General features: G+C 65.6%; 11 protein-coding genes and 1 pseudogene. 4 read left to right on the top strand and 8 right to left on the bottom strand.

From position 1 onward, the window contains the following. Nucleotides 1-602 (top strand): sulfate/molybdate ABC transporter ATP-binding protein (locus ACLP9N_RS32675; RefSeq protein ID WP_442411271.1); only part of this gene is annotated, 602 nt, incomplete at its 5' end. On the opposite strand, the gene ACLP9N_RS32680 is transcribed toward ACLP9N_RS32675, so the two are convergent. Continuing rightward, complete coding sequence (locus tag ACLP9N_RS32680) at nucleotides 603-1250, bottom strand: HNH endonuclease (RefSeq protein WP_442411272.1); 648 nt, start codon at nucleotides 1248-1250, stop codon at nucleotides 603-605. A 140-nt stretch (nucleotides 1251-1390) separates the two neighbouring features. Between ACLP9N_RS32680 and ACLP9N_RS32685 the strand changes: the two genes are divergently transcribed. From ACLP9N_RS32685 to ACLP9N_RS32695, 3 genes and pseudogenes are all read left to right on the top strand, one after another. Beyond that, the gene (locus tag ACLP9N_RS32685) at nucleotides 1391-1813 is read left to right on the top strand and encodes a globin (RefSeq protein WP_442411289.1); all 423 of its coding nucleotides are present in this window, start codon (nucleotides 1391-1393) and stop codon (nucleotides 1811-1813) included. A gap of 189 nt (nucleotides 1814-2002) precedes the next feature. After that, nucleotides 2003-3571 (top strand): annotated as a pseudogene (locus ACLP9N_RS32690) (glycoside hydrolase family 13 protein). A gap of 69 nt (nucleotides 3572-3640) precedes the next feature. After that, nucleotides 3641-4657, top strand: coding sequence for a pyridine nucleotide-disulfide oxidoreductase (locus ACLP9N_RS32695; RefSeq protein WP_442411290.1), 1017 nt, complete (start codon nucleotides 3641-3643; stop codon nucleotides 4655-4657). Nucleotides 4658-4669: 12 nt separating this feature from the next. Here ACLP9N_RS32695 and ACLP9N_RS32700 read toward each other — a convergent pair whose 3' ends face one another. From ACLP9N_RS32700 to ACLP9N_RS32730, 7 genes are all read right to left on the bottom strand, one after another. Next, a complete protein-coding gene (locus ACLP9N_RS32700) occupies nucleotides 4670-5365 on the bottom strand; it encodes a hypothetical protein (RefSeq protein ID WP_442411273.1) in 696 nt (231 codons plus the stop codon). Next, complete coding sequence (locus ACLP9N_RS32705; RefSeq protein WP_442411274.1) at nucleotides 5350-5766, bottom strand: acyl-CoA thioesterase; 417 nt, start codon at nucleotides 5764-5766, stop codon at nucleotides 5350-5352. Before ACLP9N_RS32705 ends, ACLP9N_RS32700 begins: the two co-directional genes overlap by 16 nt. Then, a complete protein-coding gene (locus ACLP9N_RS32710) occupies nucleotides 5763-10652 on the bottom strand; it encodes an NAD-glutamate dehydrogenase (RefSeq protein WP_442411275.1) in 4890 nt (1629 codons plus the stop codon). Before ACLP9N_RS32710 ends, ACLP9N_RS32705 begins: the two co-directional genes overlap by 4 nt. A gap of 99 nt (nucleotides 10653-10751) precedes the next feature. Beyond that, nucleotides 10752-12428, bottom strand: coding sequence for an energy-dependent translational throttle protein EttA (ettA, locus tag ACLP9N_RS32715; RefSeq protein WP_442411276.1), 1677 nt, complete (start codon nucleotides 12426-12428; stop codon nucleotides 10752-10754). Between the two features lie 110 nt (nucleotides 12429-12538). Next, nucleotides 12539-13984: an RNA-guided endonuclease InsQ/TnpB family protein gene (locus tag ACLP9N_RS32720; protein WP_442411277.1), complete on the bottom strand. Its 1446-nt coding sequence runs from the start codon at nucleotides 13982-13984 to the stop codon at nucleotides 12539-12541. A 52-nt stretch (nucleotides 13985-14036) separates the two neighbouring features. After that, nucleotides 14037-14537: a single-stranded DNA-binding protein gene (locus ACLP9N_RS32725; protein ID WP_442411279.1), complete on the bottom strand. Its 501-nt coding sequence runs from the start codon at nucleotides 14535-14537 to the stop codon at nucleotides 14037-14039. A gap of 163 nt (nucleotides 14538-14700) precedes the next feature. Further along, on the bottom strand, nucleotides 14701-16716 hold the full coding sequence (locus tag ACLP9N_RS32730; protein ID WP_442411280.1) for a cytochrome c oxidase assembly protein: 2016 nt from the start codon (nucleotides 16714-16716) through the stop codon (nucleotides 14701-14703). Between the last annotated feature and the right edge of the window lies 1 nt (nucleotide 16717).

Here is a 16717-nt window from a genome sequence, read left to right on the forward strand (position 1 = left end):
TGGCGCTGGCCCGCGCGCTGGCCGTGGATCCGCAGGTGTTGTTGCTCGATGAGCCGTTCGGGGCGCTGGATGCCAAGGTCCGTGAGGATCTGCGGGCCTGGCTGCGCCGTTTGCACGACGAGGTGCACGTCACCACGGTGCTGGTCACCCACGATCAGTCCGAGGCGCTGGATGTGGCCGACCGCATCGCGGTGCTCAATAAGGGCCGCATCGAACAGGTCGGCTCGCCCACCCAGGTCTACGACTCCCCCGCCAACCCGTTCGTGATGTCGTTTCTGGGTGCGGTGTCGGTGCTCAACGGCGCCTTGGTCCGCCCCCACGACATCCGGGTGGGACGAAACCCCGATATGGCGGTCGCCACCGCCGACGGCACCGCGGAGTCGATCGGGGTCGTACCCGCCACCGTCGACCGGGTGGTAGCACTGGGTTTCGAGGTTCGCGTGGAGTTGACCAGCGCATCCACCGGTGGTCCGTTCACCGCCCAGATCACCCGCGGCGACGCCGAGGCGCTCGCGCTGAAGGAAGGTGACACCGTCTACGTGCGCACCACGCGGGTGCCGACGATAGCCGACCAAGATCAGGTCACGGTGGCGTCCGCGTGACTAAGCCGCACCCTCACCGAGGTACCGGGCCCACGCCGGATCCATCTCCTTGACCGTGGACAACAGCCGCCAATGCTGTCCCGTCGGCGGTACTGGCGCGCGGCGCAGTGCCCAGCCAAGTTCGGTCAGCAGCCTGTCGCCCTTGCGGTGGTTACAGGTCGAGCAGCACGCGACGCAGTTCTCCCACGAGTGGTCACCGCCGCGGCTGCGTGGCACCACGTGGTCGACGGTGTCGGCCCGCGCACCGCAATAGGCGCAGCAGAAACGGTCGCGGTGCATGAGCGCAGCGCGGGTCATCGGAACGCGGGCCCGGTAGGGAACCCGCACGTAGGTCCGCAGCTGGATCACCGACGGCACGACGATCGAGTGCGTCGCCGAGTGGATGACCGGGCCGGCCGGATCGTGGTGCACGATGTCGGCCTTTCCGCAGATCACCATGACGATCGCTCGCCGCATCGGTAGCGCGGTCAGCGGCTCGTAGGTGGAGTTCAGCAGGAGCACCCGCCGGCGGCTCCAAATCGATGCGCTCTCGTGGCGGGTGGGCGGATGGGTATCGACGCTATGCAGGGATGACGCGGACGTGGGTCCGGTTAAGCCTGCCGCGGCACCGGAACTGCGGTGGCTGCGGCGTCTCTTGCCATGCGCCATAGATCCTCCGCGGATAGTCCACCATGATTTGCCGCCAATCGCACGCCTATTGCAGGTGCGCGCCGTGTCGAACCGGTTAACAGCCGGAGGCGCCAGCCGCGCAAACCCGCCTATGGACCACAATGGAGGGGATGGATCAGGTGCAACAGTCCTTCTACGACGCCGTCGGTGGAGCCGAGACTTTCAACGCGATCGTGTCCCGCTTTTATGCGCAGGTTCCCGAGGACGAGGTACTGCGTGAGCTGTATCCGGCCGATGACCTGCAAGGCGCCGAAGAACGGCTGCGGATGTTCCTCGAGCAGTACTGGGGTGGCCCGCGAACTTACTCCGACCAGCGCGGGCACCCGCGGCTGCGGATGCGCCACGCCCCGTTCCGGATCACGCCCATCGAGCGCGACGCGTGGCTTCGGTGCATGCACACGGCCGTGGCCTCGATCGATCCGCACACCCTCGACGACGAGCACCGCCGCGAATTGCTCGACTACCTCGAGATGGCCGCCAACTCGCTTGTCAATTCTGGCTGGGGCTTTCCTGATGATGTCCGGGGCGGCGCCAATACGTAGCTTTTCTAAGCCGGCAAACACGTTGGGCCACAAGGCGGCGCCGACCCCAACAACAGTTATCGAGAAATTAGCCACCAATTTGCATACCGATGGCACGCCGCCGGCGGCCCGTGCGGGATCGTGACGAGCCGCTACGGTGGTAGGCAATTCAGCGGTGTGACGTCCGGCCGAAAGACTGAACGGAGCGATATGGGCCCCGGTTCTGCGTGGTGGTCGAATGCGGTGTTCTACCAGGTGTAGCCGCGGTCGTTCGCCGACAGCGACGGCGACGGGGTTGGCGACCTGGACGGCGTAGCGGCCCGGTTGGGGTACTTAAAACAGCTGGGTATCGACGCGATCTGGCTCAACCCCGTTACCGTCTCGCCGATGGCCGACCACGGCTACGACGTCGCTGATCCCCGTGACGTCGACCCGCTGTTCGGTGGGATGGCAGCGATCGAGCGGCTCATCGCCGCGGCCCACGAGCGCGGCATCAAGATCACCATGGACGTGGTGCCCAACCACACGAGTTCGGCGCACCTATGGTTTCAGGCCGCGCTGGCCGCCGGCCCGGGCAGCGCCGCGCGGGATCGCTACATCTTTCGCGACGGCCTCGGCCCCGACGGCAAGCTGCCGCCCAACAATTGGACGTCGGTGTTCGGCGGGTCGGCCTGGACTCGGGTGGTGGAACCCGACGGCAACCCCGGCCAGTGGTACCTGCACCTTTTCGACACCGAGCAGCCCGATCTCAACTGGGAACACCCAGACGTCTTCGACGACTTCGAGAAGACGCTGCGGTTCTGGCTGGAGCGCGGCGTGGACGGCTTCCGCATCGACGTGGCGCACGGGATGGCCAAGCCGCCCGGCCTGCCGGACGCGAAGGACGACGTCAAGGTGTTGAGCCACAGCGACGACGACCCGCGCTTCAACCACCCGAGCGTGCATGACATTCACCGCGGCATCCGCACGATCGTCGACGACTATCCCGGATCGGTGACCGTCGGCGAGGTCTGGGTCATGGACAACATCCGCTGGGCCGAATACCTGCGGCCCGACGAACTGCATCTCGGCTTCAACTTCCGGCTGACCAAGATCGACTTCGACGCGGATGAAACCCGCGAAGCGATCCAGAATTCGCTGGCGGCCACCGCGATCGAAAATGCCATCCCGACCTGGACGCTGTCCAACCACGACGTGGGCCGCGAGGTCACCCGCTACGGCGGCGGCGAGGTAGGGCTGCAGCGAGCGCGCGCGATGGCGATGGTGATGCTTGCCCTGCCGGGCGCGGTGTTCATCTACAACGGTGAGGAACTCGGGCTGCCCGACGTCTTGGACCTGCCCGAGGAGGTGCTGCAGGATCCGACGTGGGAACGCTCCGGGCATACCGAACGCGGTCGCGACAAGTGCCGGGTTCCGATTCCGTGGTCGGGCGAGGCTCCCCCGTTCGGGTTCTCCGCGTCGGCTCACACCTGGTTGCCGATGCCCGCGGATTGGTCGGCGCTGACCGCGGAAAAGCAGCAGGCGGACGCCGGCTCCACATTTTCCTTCTTCCGGCACGCACTCGAATTACGCAGGAACCGTCCCGAATTCGACGGCAGCGGCATCGACTGGCTGACCGCACCGCGCGATGCGGTGATATTTCGGCGCACCGGCGGGCTGGTGTGCGCGCTGAACGCCGGCAACCGCCCGATCGCGTTGCCGGACGGCAAGCTCGTCCTGGCCAGTGCGCCATTGGTGGACGACGAATTGCCGCCGAACAGTGCGGCCTGGCTGGTGTAGCCGTCATCCATCCAAGCGCCGCGGCGACCCTTGCTCTATATGTGATACATGCCGACCTATGCGTGGACAGTGATCGGAGCCGGAGCCGCGGGAATTGCCGCGGTCGGGAAGCTGCTGGACCAGGGCATCCCACCCGAAAAGATCGCCTGGATTGATCCCGCCTTCGCCGCCGGAGACCTCGGCCAAAAGTGGCGGTCGGTGTCGAGTAACACCATTGCCGGGACCTTCCTGAGCTTTTTGAATGGCTCTGGTGCATTTCGGTTTTCCGAGGCGCCCCCACTTGCGTTGCAAGAAGTCAACCCCGACGAAACGTGTGCCCTCGCGCTGGTCGCCGAGCCACTGGTCTGGATCACCGAGCATTTGCGCGAGCGAGTAGACGTCTTCGAAACGACCGCGACTGCCCTGCGTCTGCAGAGACGACAATGGACAATTCAAACCAAGCAGCAGTTGGTCGCCTCCGAAAACGTCGTCCTCGCCGTCGGAGCGGTTCCCAAGAAACTCTCCTACCCCCACCTGGAAGAGATCCCCGTTGAGGTCGCTCTCGATCCCGAGAAGCTTGCACAGCAGCCGCTGCACGGCGCGACGGTCGCTGTCTTCGGCTCGTCCCACTCGTCGATGATCGGCCTACCGCATCTGCTGCGTCATCCGGTCGAGAAGGTGATCAATTTCTACCGTAGCCCGCTCAAATACGCTGTGTATCTCGATGATTGGATCTTATTCGACGATACTGGGCTCAAAGGGCGAGCGGCTGTGTGGGCCCGGGAAAACATCGATGGGGCTTTTCCGGAACGGCTGGAGAGGTGCTGGGTTTCCGGCCCGGAATTCGAAGAGAAGCTTGCCGAGTGCGACCGTGCTGTTTATACCGTCGGGTTCGAACGGCGAAAGCTGCCTGAGACACCACAATGGGGCCAGCTGGAGTACAACCAGCAGAACGGAATACTCGCTCCCGGCTTGTTCGGGCTGGGCATCGCGTTTCCGGAGTACGCGGAAGATCCTTACGGGTTCGGACAGTACCGAGTGGGGCTCCAGAAATTCATGGACTACCTGAACTCCGTTCTCCCGTTATGGCTGGTTTACGGGCCCTGAGATCGCACGTCGTCAGCGCAGTACCAGCGCCGGATGGCCTCGACGCCGGTAGACCGACCCGAACCGGGCGTCGACGCGCAACCACGCCGGCGTTATCCGGACCCGGATCATCTCGTCGGTGTCGATCGCCTCCGGTGGTTGCGGCAGGAAACCCATTGCAGTCAAAGCGAACACACAACGCATGGGCAGTCCAACGCTGACGTCGTTGGAGCTGACCCGAATGACCTCCTGGTCGAGCAGTGAGACCGGCGGACCGTGAGAACTGCTGTGTTGCTTAGCGAGTCGCGCGCCTTGCTGCGCCAAGTCCAGCATCACCCGGGCGGGTATGTCGTCGAGGTGGGTGAAGCCCGATTCCGGGGGTAACGCGCCCCGCCATGCCGAGTCCATGGAGAAGCCCGGATCGACATAGCCGGAGTCATCCATCACCGACAGACCACGCGCCAATTCGTTTGCGCCGACCGATAAATCGCCGGGCCGCAATTTGCCAACCACCACCCGGCTGGCCAGCACATCGAAACCGGTTGCCACCCATGCCGTCAGCAGACCGGCGGATCGAGCGCGCAGTCGGATGACCGCAGCGTCATCGAGCCGAATCGCGTGATCGACGAATGTGGCGAGATCCGCGCGGTGGGCAGCCCTGGATTCTGGGCCAAGCCACAGTCCGCGCTCGGCCGCGCGCCCCGGTTCCCCTGCTATTCCCTTAGCCACCGTTGCAGGTACTCCCGATGTTGCGGCGACAGTCGCACCAGCTGTTGCTCCTTGATGTCAAACGCGACCAGCTGAGTCTCGCCGATGACGGCCGGTTTCGACTCGGGTGACGCATGGACCGAACGCACCTCGTAGCCGAGCGTGAAGTCCACGGCCCGCAGCCGCTGAACCCAAATAGTCACCTGCAGCGGCGAATCCAGGAGCCTCAGCTGACTCTTGTAGGTGACCCGGACGTCGGCGACCAAGAGGCCGGTGGTGATGATCTTGCCGCCAAAAGCCAGCTGCAGGAACGGGACTCGTGACTCTTCGAGAATCGTAACCATGGTGGCGTGGTTGATGTGCTGGTACATGTCGATGTCCGACCAGCGCACCGGCACGGGCGCGACGAATCCGACACTCACCCTGATGATCCCCGTCCGCTGGTTCGTGTCATGCGGCGGATCTGCCGCGCTGCCACCGACAGGGTCGCCAGATCCTTCTGACCGCTTTCGCGCAGCTCGTCAAGCGTCCGGCTGGCCCGCTCTACCCGGGAGGCGCTGGTGTGTTCCCACTCGGCGATCTTCTCCTCGCCACTCTCATCGGGCTCCCCGGCGGCGAGCACGTCGAAACACAACGACCGCAGTGAGGCGTAGATGTCGTCACGAATCGCCAAGCGCGCCAACGCATGCCAACGGTCGTTTCGGGGCAGCTGGGAAACCGCGGTCAGCAGTCCGTCGGTGCCCAACCGGTCCATTAAGGCGAAGTAGGTGTCGGCGACTTCGGCGGTTTCGATCTCGGTGATGTCGGCGACGTCGATAATGTCGAGCAGGCTGTAGCGGTACAGGCCGACCGCGACCCGGTAGGCCAGATCCGGCGGCGCGCCCTGGGATGTGAATTCCGCGGCTTCCTGTTCGACGATGGCTTTGTCGTCTCCGCGCAACCACTCCGACATCCGCGGCGTCATTGCCTTGACCTTGGCGGCGAAACGGTTGATCTCGGCGCCGACTGCCAATGGCTGCGGACGATAGTTGAGCAGCCAGCGTCCGGCACGGTCGATCAGCCGGCAGGTATCCAGCGTCAGCCGGTCCGACAATGCGACCGGCAGGTCTGCCGCGCGGATGCGGCGCCAAATGTGACCCACCCCGAAGATGGCGTCGGTGGCGACATAGGTGCGCACCGCGTCGATGGGCCGGACCCCGACGTCCTCGGCTATCCGGAAGGCATAGGTGATGCCGGCGGTGTCCACCATGTCGTTGATCAGCATGGTGATGACGATCTCTCGGCGCAGCTGGTGCGAGCGGATCTCCGGGGTGAACCGTTCGCGCAGTGGCTTCGGGAAGTACAGGGGCAGCTTGGACGCGAACACATCCTGATCGGGCAGCTCGGTGGCCAGCAGCTCCTCTTTGAGCCCCAACTTGACGTGGGCCATCAACGTGGCGAGCTCAGGCGAGGTGAGCCCGATGCCGGCATCGGTTCGCCGTTGAATCTCTTTCTCCGACGGCAGGGCCTCCAATTCCCGGTTGAGGCCGTGTTCGGCCAGGTGCCTGATCTGGTCGGCGTGCACCGGGAACAGGCTGGCCGCGTTGGCGCGGCTGGTCCCCATCAAGTCGTTCTGGCTCTCGTTGTCGGCGAGCACCAGCTGCGCGACCTCGTCGGTCATCGACTCCAGCAGCTGTTTGCGCTCCTCGGCTTTGACTTTGCCGGCGGTGACCAACGAGTCGATCAGGATCTTGATGTTGACCTCGTGGTCCGAACAGTCAACCCCGGCGGAGTTGTCCAGCGCGTCGGTGTTGATCCGCCCGCCCGACAGATCGAATTCGACGCGGCCGCGCGCGGTCACCCCGAGATTGCCGCCTTCGCCGATAACCTTGGCGCGCACCTGATTCCCGTTGACCCGTACCGGATCGTTGGCGCGATCACCGACATCGGCGTCGGACTCGGATTCCGCCTTGATGTAGGTGCCAATGCCGCCGTTGAACAGCAGGTCCACCGGTGCCTGCAGAATTGCCCGGATCAGGTTCGGCGGAGACATCTCGGTGGCCTCTTCGGCCTGGCCTTCGATGTCCAGCGCCGCGCGGACCTGCGCGCTGACGGGGATCGCCTTCTGCTCGCGGCTGAACACCCCGCCGCCCTCGCTGATCAACGACTTGTCGTAGTCGTCCCAGCTGGACCGGGGCAGGTCGAACATCCGCCCGCGTTCGGCCCACGACGTCGCGGCATCGGGGTCCGGGTCGAGGAAGATGTGCCGATGATCGAAGGCGGCGATCAACCTGATGTGCTTGGAGAGCAGCATGCCGTTGCCGAAGACGTCGCCGCTCATGTCGCCAATGCCCACGACGGTGAAATCCTCGGTCTGGGTGTCGACCCCGATCTCCCGGAAGTGCCGCTTGACGGCCTCCCACGCGCCTTTGGCGGTGATGCCCATGGCCTTGTGGTCGTAGCCCACCGATCCGCCGGACGCGAACGCGTCACCCAGCCAGAACCCGTAGGACTTGGCGACATCGTTGGCGATGTCGGAGAACGTGGCCGTGCCCTTGTCCGCGGCCACCACCAGGTAGGCGTCGTCGCCGTCCCGCCGCACCACCTCGGGCGGCGCGCTGACTTCCCCGGTCGCGTGGTCGACGTTGTCGGTGACGTCAAGCAACCCGGAAATGAACAATTGATAGCAGGCCACACCCTCGTCGCGAAGCGCATCACGGTCCGCGGCGGCCCCAATCTTCGGGCCGGTGGGCAGCGGCGGCCGCTTGAGGACGAAGCCACCCTTGGCGCCAACCGGCACGATGACCGCGTTTTTCACCGCTTGCGCCTTGACCAGGCCGAGGATCTCGGTGCGGAAATCATCTCGGCGGTCCGACCAGCGCAGCCCGCCGCGCGCCACCGGCCCGAACCTCAGGTGTACGCCTTCGACGCGGGGTGAATACACGAAGATCTCGAACTTGGGACGCGGCAGCGGCAGCTCATCGATCAGCTGGGCATTCAGTTTGAGCGACAACACATTTCGGCTGCGGGCCGAACCCTCACGGGTGACAAAGTAATTGGTGCGCAAGGTGGCCTGAACCAGCGACGCGAACGCGCGCAGAATGCGGTCGGTGTCCAGGCTGACCAGTGCGTCGATGTCGGCAGCCACCGCCGCGGCCGCCGCCTGCGCGTCGCGGCTGGCCGGCGAACCCGACTGGGCGGGGCCGAAGAGCGCTTCGAACAATGTGACCAGCGATCGCGCGGTCGAGGGATGCTCGTTGAGCACGGATTCGATGTAAGACTGGCTGTAGGGAAAGTTCGCCTGCCGCAGGTATTTCGCGTATGCACGCAGGAGCACGACCTGCTGCCAGGTCAGGTTCGCGCGCATCACCAGCTCGTTGAACCGGTCGATCTCGACGCGGCCCTGCCAGATCGCGGTGACCGCATCGGCGAATCGTTCTGCGGTAGCGTCCCGTTCGGCTTCGGTCGACGCCGTCGGGATGGTGGGGTGCGGCGAAATCCGGAACTGGTAGATCCACACCGGCAGCCCGTCGGGCCGGGTGACCGTGAACGGGCGCTCCTCGAGCACGACCACGCCCATGCTTTGCAACATCGGCAGCAGCTGGCTCAGTGAGGCGGCGCGCCCACCCAGAAACCAGGTCAGCTGGGCCTCACCTTTTGCCCCCTGCTCATCGCGTTCGGAGAACACCAGCTTGACCGAGTCGTCGGTCAGGCCTTCGATGATGGTGATGTCACCGATGGCCGCGGCCGGGGTGACGACCTGTTTGTAGGCCTCGGAAAAAGCGCCGGCGTAATGCTCGGCTTTGGCGTACCCCAAGGAGCCGGTTTCGGCGGCGGCGATCAGCCGGTCGGCCCAGGTTCGCGCGGCTTCGCTCAGCAACCCCTGGATCCGGATCCGGTTGGCTTCGGAGACGTCGACCGGGGCGGCGGCTGCCACTTCGTCTCGCTGGGGCAGCCGGACCATGAAATGCATGAGCGCCCACGGTGATTCACTGACGCGAGCGGTGAACTCCAGTCGCGTACCGCCGAATTCGCGGACGAGGATGTCCTCGATCTGCAAACGCACGGACGTGGTGTAGCGGTCGCGTGGCACATAGACCAGGCACGAGACGAAGTACTGCAGCCGGTCCGCCCGCAGGAACAACAACGCGCGGCGTGCCGACCCGAGATCCACCACCGCTTTGGCCATCGCGAGAAGCCGTTCGGCGCTCAGCATGAAAAGTTCCGGACGCGGGACGGTCTGGATGACATCGAGGAGCAATTGACCCGGGTGGCTGGGGTCGCTGCCGGCCAAGTCGAGCGCCTCGCGGACCCGCCGCGAGATCGACGGGATCTCCAGCACGTCGGCGTTCATGGCGGCGACCGTGAAGAGCCCGACGAAGCGATGCTCGATGATGCCACCGTTACCGTCGTTGAGGTTTTCGCGGATCGCGATGGCGTACGGGTAGGCGCCATACCGCAGGTAACTGCCGACGGCAGCCTGAGCCAACACCAGCAATTTGTCGTCGTCGGTCAGCCGGGGGCGGGTACCCGAGCGGGCCTGCAGCACGCCCAGGCCGCTCAATCCGTCGCCGATGACCAGACCGTCGCGCACCCGGCAAGGCTGGTAGCCCAGCAACAGGAAGTTTCCGTTGCCCAGCCAGCGCAGCAGCGCCGCGACGTCTTCGCGGTCGGGCGCTGAATAGTGGCCTTGCGAGTCGCTGTCGATCGCTGCGGCCAGTTCGCTCATCGTGGCGATCAGCGCCGTCGCGTCGGTGGCGACCCGCTGCACATCGGCCAGGACCTTGGGTAGCAGCCGTTCCACCTCGTCCAGGGCCGTGCGATCGACGAAGGGCAGCAAGTGGACGTATATCCAGGCCTCGCCGACGTACCGCGATGCGTCGTCCGTTTTCGGCTCGACACTGACCAGCTCTCCCGTGGGGCTGCGGTGCACCTCGAACACCGGGGTCATGATGGCGTCGTAGCCGACCCCGAGGCGGTGCAGCAACACGGTCACGGAATCCATCAGCATGCCGCCGTGGTCGGTGACCACCTGCAGCGCCGGACCGAAGCCGGCGGGATCGTCTGCCGGGTAGACGCGGACACAGCTGTCACCGGCTGGACGGCATTGGCCGAGCCGATAGTGCGCGCTCAACATGGCCGGCGTCACCAACGATGCGGGGCGTTCACGATCAACGCCGCCGCCGGTTTCTGGTGTTTCGGGCTCGTCGGCGTGCGGGCCGCGATAGCTGTCGATATAGGCCTTCACGATCCACCCGGGAATGTCCCGGTCGTCCGTGCGGGTGGTCCACGGTTCGGCGACCTGCTTAGTTCCGGGATCGATCGTCATACCGATTGCTCCCATCTCGCGACGGCTGCCACTAGGCTCAATCTCGCCGCGCTCCGCGGCGGCCGTAGCGGCCGCATCGTCGCGGTGGCAGAGCCGACATTAGTCCCGTGTGAGCTTGCGGTGGGTCACCCGGTGCGGCCGCGCCGCATCGGCGCCGAGCCGTTCTACCTTGTTTTCCTCGTAGGCGCCGAAGTTGCCCTCGAACCAAAACCACTTGGCCTCGTTGTCGTCGTCACCCTCCCAGGCCAGGATGTGCGTGCAGGTGCGGTCGAGGAACCAGCGATCGTGCGAGATCACCACCGCACAGCCGGGGAATTCCACCAGGGCGTTCTCCAATGAGCTCAGCGTTTCGACGTCGAGGTCATTGGTCGGCTCGTCCAGCAGGATCAGGTTGCCGCCCTGCTTGAGCGTCAGCGCGAGGTTGAGCCTGTTGCGTTCGCCGCCGGACAACACGCCGGCCGGCTTCTGCTGGTCGGGCCCCTTGAACCCGAACGCCGACACGTAGGCCCGAGACGGCACTTCGGTCTGACCCACCTGGATGTGGTCCAGACCGTCGGAGACGACTTCCCACACGGTCTTCTTCGGATCGATGCCCGCGCGGGCCTGGTCCACGTAGCTGAGCTTGACGGTCTCACCGACCTTGACGGTGCCGCTGTCCGGCTCCTCGAGCCCGACGATGGTCTTGAACAGCGTGGTCTTGCCGACCCCGTTGGGACCGATGACCCCGACGATGCCGTTGCGGGGCAGCGTGAACGACAGGTCCTTGATCAGGGTGCGTCCCTCGTAGCCCTTGTCGAGGTGGTCAACCTCGACGACCACGTTGCCCAGTCGAGGCCCGACCGGGATCTGGATCTCCTCGAAATCGAGCTTGCGTGTCTTCTCGGCCTCGGCCGCCATTTCCTCGTAGCGCTGCAGCCGCGCCTTGCTTTTCGCCTGACGGGCCTTGGCCCCGGACCGGACCCAGGCCAGCTCGTCCTGCAACCGCTTCTGCAGCTTGGCGTCCTTGCGGCCCTGCACCGAGATCCGCTCCGCCTTTTTCTCCAGATACGTCGAATAGTTGCCTTCGTACGGATAGGCGCGGCCGCGATCGAGTTCCAGGATCCATTCGGCCACGTTGTCGAGGAAGTAGCGGTCGTGGGTGACCGCCAAGATCGCGCCCGCGTAGCTGGCCAGATGCTGTTCGAGCCACTGCACGCTTTCGGCGTCCAGGTGGTTGGTCGGCTCGTCGAGCAGCAGCAGGTCGGGTTTGGACAGCAGCAATTTGCACAACGCGACGCGGCGACGCTCACCGCCGGACAGGTTGGTCACCGGCTCGTCGGGCGGCGGGCAGCGCAGCGCGTCCATGGCCTGCTCCAGCTGCGAGTCGAGGTCCCACGCTTCGGCGTGGTCGAGTTCCTCCTGCAGCCGGCCCATCTCCTCCATCAACTCGTCGGAGTAGTCGGTGGCCATCAGCTCGGCGACCTCGTTGAAGCGGTCGAGCTTGACCTTGATGTCGCCCATGCCCTCTTCCACGTTGCCGCGGACGGTCTTCTCCTCGTTCAGCAATGGCTCCTGTTGCAGGATGCCGACGCTGGCGCCGGTGGCCAGGAACGCGTCGCCGTTGTTCGGCTTGTCCAAACCGGCCATGATCCGCAAGACGCTCGACTTGCCGGCGCCATTCGGGCCGACGACACCGATCTTGGCTCCCGGGAAGAAGCTCAACGTGACGTCGTCCAGGATCACCTTGTCGCCGTGCGCCTTGCGGACCTTCTTCATCGTGTAGATGAACTCAGCCATGCCGCGGTATTGCCTTTCTGGTCTTTGCCGAACTATCCCGGACCATCCTAAAGCGCGTCGAATAACCCATCGGGGGGTCGTCGACGCCGCCCTTCTCGGGCGTCGTCGGTTCAAGCCGAGATTGCGGCCTGCACGTCGGTTCCCGCTTCACCCGGACCGGTTTCATCAACACGCGCGGGGTGTCGACCAGAGCCTTTCCGTCGGCGGGCCTTAGTTACCGGGGCTCGCGCTTCGGGCTCCCGGGCCTGGGATTGGGCGTCATCACCGAAGCGGTGACGCTGCCCGCCCCAGGCGGCGAGGTTGACCGCGGCGTTGAGGTCGCGGTCGAGAGTATGGCCCTCAGGACACGTAAACACCCTATCCGCCAGGGTGAGTACACGGTTGCGCGCCTGGCAGCGCGAACATATCTGGCTCGACGGGTACCAGCGGTCCGCGGTCTCAACGACACCGCCGCGCCAAGCTTGCTTGTAGCGCAACAATTTGGCGAACTCGCCCCAGCCTGCGTCGGAGATCGCTCGAGCGAGTCGGCGGTTGGCCATCATGCCCGCGATGTTGAGGTCTTCGAGGACGAGCCGGTCGTGAGTCTTGACCAACTCGCCGGAGACCTGATGCAGGAAATGCCGACGGATGTTTCGGACACGATGATGATGCCGACCAAGTTTTGCGGCGGCACGACTACGGTTTCTTGACCCTTTCTGTTTGCGGGATAACGATCTTGCTAGCTGGCGCTGTCGCCGCACGCCGCGAGCTAGCGCCTTGGGTGGATCGTCGATTCGAGCAAGCAGGCGGCCATCAATGCTCGCCGCGACCAAGAAGGCCGACAGGCCCCGATCGACACCGACCCAGCCCCCGTGATCGCTTAGTGGCCGGGCAAGGTGACGGTGAGCCGAGTGCAAATTGGCAGCCTCGACATTTAGGCTGCACCACCAGCGACCCGCGCGGTAGCTGACGGCGGCGAACAGAATCCTGGCCCGATCGTTCGCCAGCAGACGCCGCAATGGACGTGTGTCGTCGTGAACCCGAACATTCCCGACCCCAGGCAGAGTGACAGAGCGGGCATAACCCTCGCCCACCCGGATTGCTGGCCGAGCGCGGTTGCGGTTTCGGTTGCGCACCCGAAACGACGGCAGAGTGGTGCTCTTCTGCTTAAAGCGAGGAAAGCCGACGCGGCGACCGGGCCGCTTGCCCGAGCGGGCGCGCGACCACGCCGCCAAAGCCCGGCCGCAGTCAACGGCCGCCTCCTCGAAGACCTGCTGACAAACTTCGTTCCGCCAGGGCAGCCCGGTCGTCAAGATGTCGACGGCACCGCCGGTGTCGACGGCGAACGTCCGTCCCGCCGCATCGGTCTTTTTCCACGCATTAAACGCATTGATCAGATCGAACCCCGACCACGGAACTAGATTGTCCGGGAGGTTGTTTCGGGCCGACAGTGCAGTCTTGACCATCCGCAAGCACTGATTGAACGCGAACCGCGACGCTCCTGCGTGTCGGAGCAGGACGCTCCGCTGATCGCCTGTCGGATCGAGGCAGTAACGGAACGTTGTATGCCGGGTCATCTTTCACTCAGTTCGGTAGTTTCCGACAACTTCAGGGCAAGACCGAACGGCATTAAGCCGATCGCGCGAGCCCAGGGTCAAGCACAGCCTTGTTGCCGTCGTCCTCGACGTGGGCAACTTCGGCTTCCGCGCCCTGGCCGGTAGCTTCGGCAGCAGGCTCATCAAGCGAGGAGCCTGGGTCAACATTCGGACCGGTGTAGCTCGGCTTCTCGATGCGCACGAAGACCCGCGACAGATCCGGACCCACCGCCGTGGCGCGCATCTCCAGCGACGAACGGCGATTGCCGTCACGGTCCTCGTACTCGCTGGTGTAGACCTGGCCGGTCACGATCACCGGCGCGCCCTTGCCCAATGCGGCGCACACCCCGCCGACCAGTCTTCCCCAACAGTTGACCGTGATGAACAGCGAATTGCCCGGCTCCCAACCGCCGTCGGCGGCGCGACGGCGCGAATTGCTGGCCACCCGGAACTTGACGAGATCCTGATCGCCGACCTTGCGGCGCTGAAGGTCGTTGACGATGTGACCGACCACGGTAAGGGGTGTTTCGAACATTGACTCATTCCTTTCGTTGTAATCCCAAGTAGCGCTCGTGCTTGGTGTCCCATTGCCCCTCGGGCTACCGACATACCGGTGCGCCCGGCGCCGCGGCTACGGGGACCTGTGGAAAAAGAAGCGACTGTGGATAAGCGATCGAGCACGCCCCGGCTCTAGGCCGTTAGCCCCCCGGCTCGTCGCGGTGCGCCAGCTGGGCCAGCATCGCGTTGTAGGCGGCCAGGTCGGCGTCGTCGTCGAGGTCGGCCGCGCGGTCTAACCGCCGGGCGGTCCGCTGATCGCTGCGCGCCCACTGCACCAGCAACGCGATCATGACGATGACTAGGGGCAGTTCCCCTGCCGCCCAAGCGATTCCGCCGCCCAACCGCTGATCACCCAGCAGGTCGGTGTGCCAGCTCAGGCCCAAAGACCGGTAGTAGGCGGCGCCGAGCACGGTTCGGGTGCTCATCAACTCCACACCGAAGAAGGCGTGCAACGGCAGCGAGGCGAACACCACGGCCACCTTCGCCAGCGGCGGAATGGGCCGCGGCGTGGGGTCCACCCCGATCACCACCCAGTAGAACAGGTAGCCGCTGAGCAGAAAGTGCACGTTCATGGCCAGATGCCCGGCGTGACTGCCGACCGCGGTGTCGAAAAGGCTCGACAGGTACAGCCCGTAGAAGCCGGCGACGAACAGCACCGTCGCCACGATCGGGTTGGTGACGATTCGCGAGAACCGGCTGTGCAGCGCGGCCAACAGCCATTCCCGCATGCCCGGGGGGGCCTCGCGGCCGGCGGCGGGCAGCGCCCGCAATGCCAGGCTGACCGGGGCGCCCAGCACCAGCAGGACCGGGACCAGCATCGACAGCCCCATGTGCGCCGCCATGTGCATGCTGAACATCGCCGGCATGTAGCGACCGACGCCCGACGACGTTACGAACAGCAAGGCCAGGCAGCCGAGCAGCCAGGCCAGGATCCGGCCGGGCGGCCAGTGGTCACCGCGGCGGCGCAGCCGCAGCACCGCCGCCACGTACACCGCGGCGAGAATGATTGCCGCCGTGCCGAAGATCAGATCGAAGCGCCAATCGAACAGGATGCGCGCCGCGGTGGGCGGTCCGGCGAAGTCGTAGCCGATCTCAGCTTCGGGAATCGACGGCAGCCGAAGCGGTGGCGGCGGCGGGGGTGTACGGCCCAGCCCGACGGCGACGCCGAAAGTCACGCCGAAGACGGCCGCCTCGACGAGCGCCAACCGGACCAGGACACTGCGGGCCTTGGGAGGGCTCGGATCCACTTGCAGCGCAACGACTCCGACGCGCCGCTGGCGCCAGCCCAGGACTCCCAGAGCACACAGCGCGACGAACTTGGCGACCACCAGGCGCCCGTAGCCGGTGGTCAGCAGGTCAGACGGTGGGACCCGCACGGTGGCGTTGAAGAAACCGCTGAGTCCCATCGCGATCCAACACCACAGGGCAATGGCCGAAAAGCGCCGCGCCGCCAGGTCGGTGTGGTCACCGCGGCGCAAGCCGTGGGCCAGCAGGGCCAGCAGGCCACCGGCCCACAGGCTGGCCGCGACGAGGTGAATCAGCAGGCTGTTGGTGGCCAGGTCATGCGAGCCGCCGGCCGACGAGTGACCGGTCAGCCCGAGCGGGACAAGGGTCACCAAGGACCCGGCGAGCAACAGCGGCGCCCATGACCAGCGCAACACCGCCAGGCTTGCCAGTGTCACCGTCGCCGCCAGCACCGCGGTCCAGCGCCACGCGGAGGCGGTGTTCACCAGGCCGGCCAACGACCAGATGGTCACCGGATTGAGGTGATCGGCCAACGGTTGGCCGGACACATCGGAAATGGTCAGCGGCACCAGCAAGGCGGCACACACCGCCCACGCCCCGGATGCCACAGTCGCCAGCCGAAGCGCACGATATCCGCCGGCATCGAGCACCCCGCTGCGCTGCGGCGGCACCAGAAACGCCGCGAAAAGAAACGATCCGACCGCCAGCACCGCGGCGATCTCGCCGGCCGCCCGGACGAACGGCAGCCCCAGCGTGGTCGCCGGGCCCGGATCGGGCAATCCGGTGGCGGTAAGCGCTTCCGCCAGTGACAGCGCCCCGATTCCGGCCGCCGTGCAGCCGGCGAGCACCGCGACGCCGGTCAGCAGCGGCCAGACCAGCGCAGCCTTACCGGCTGGTCGTGGGAGCGTCATG

It is taken from the genome of Mycobacterium sp., assembly GCF_052144515.1.
GTDB lineage: Bacteria > Actinomycetota > Actinomycetes > Mycobacteriales > Mycobacteriaceae > Mycobacterium.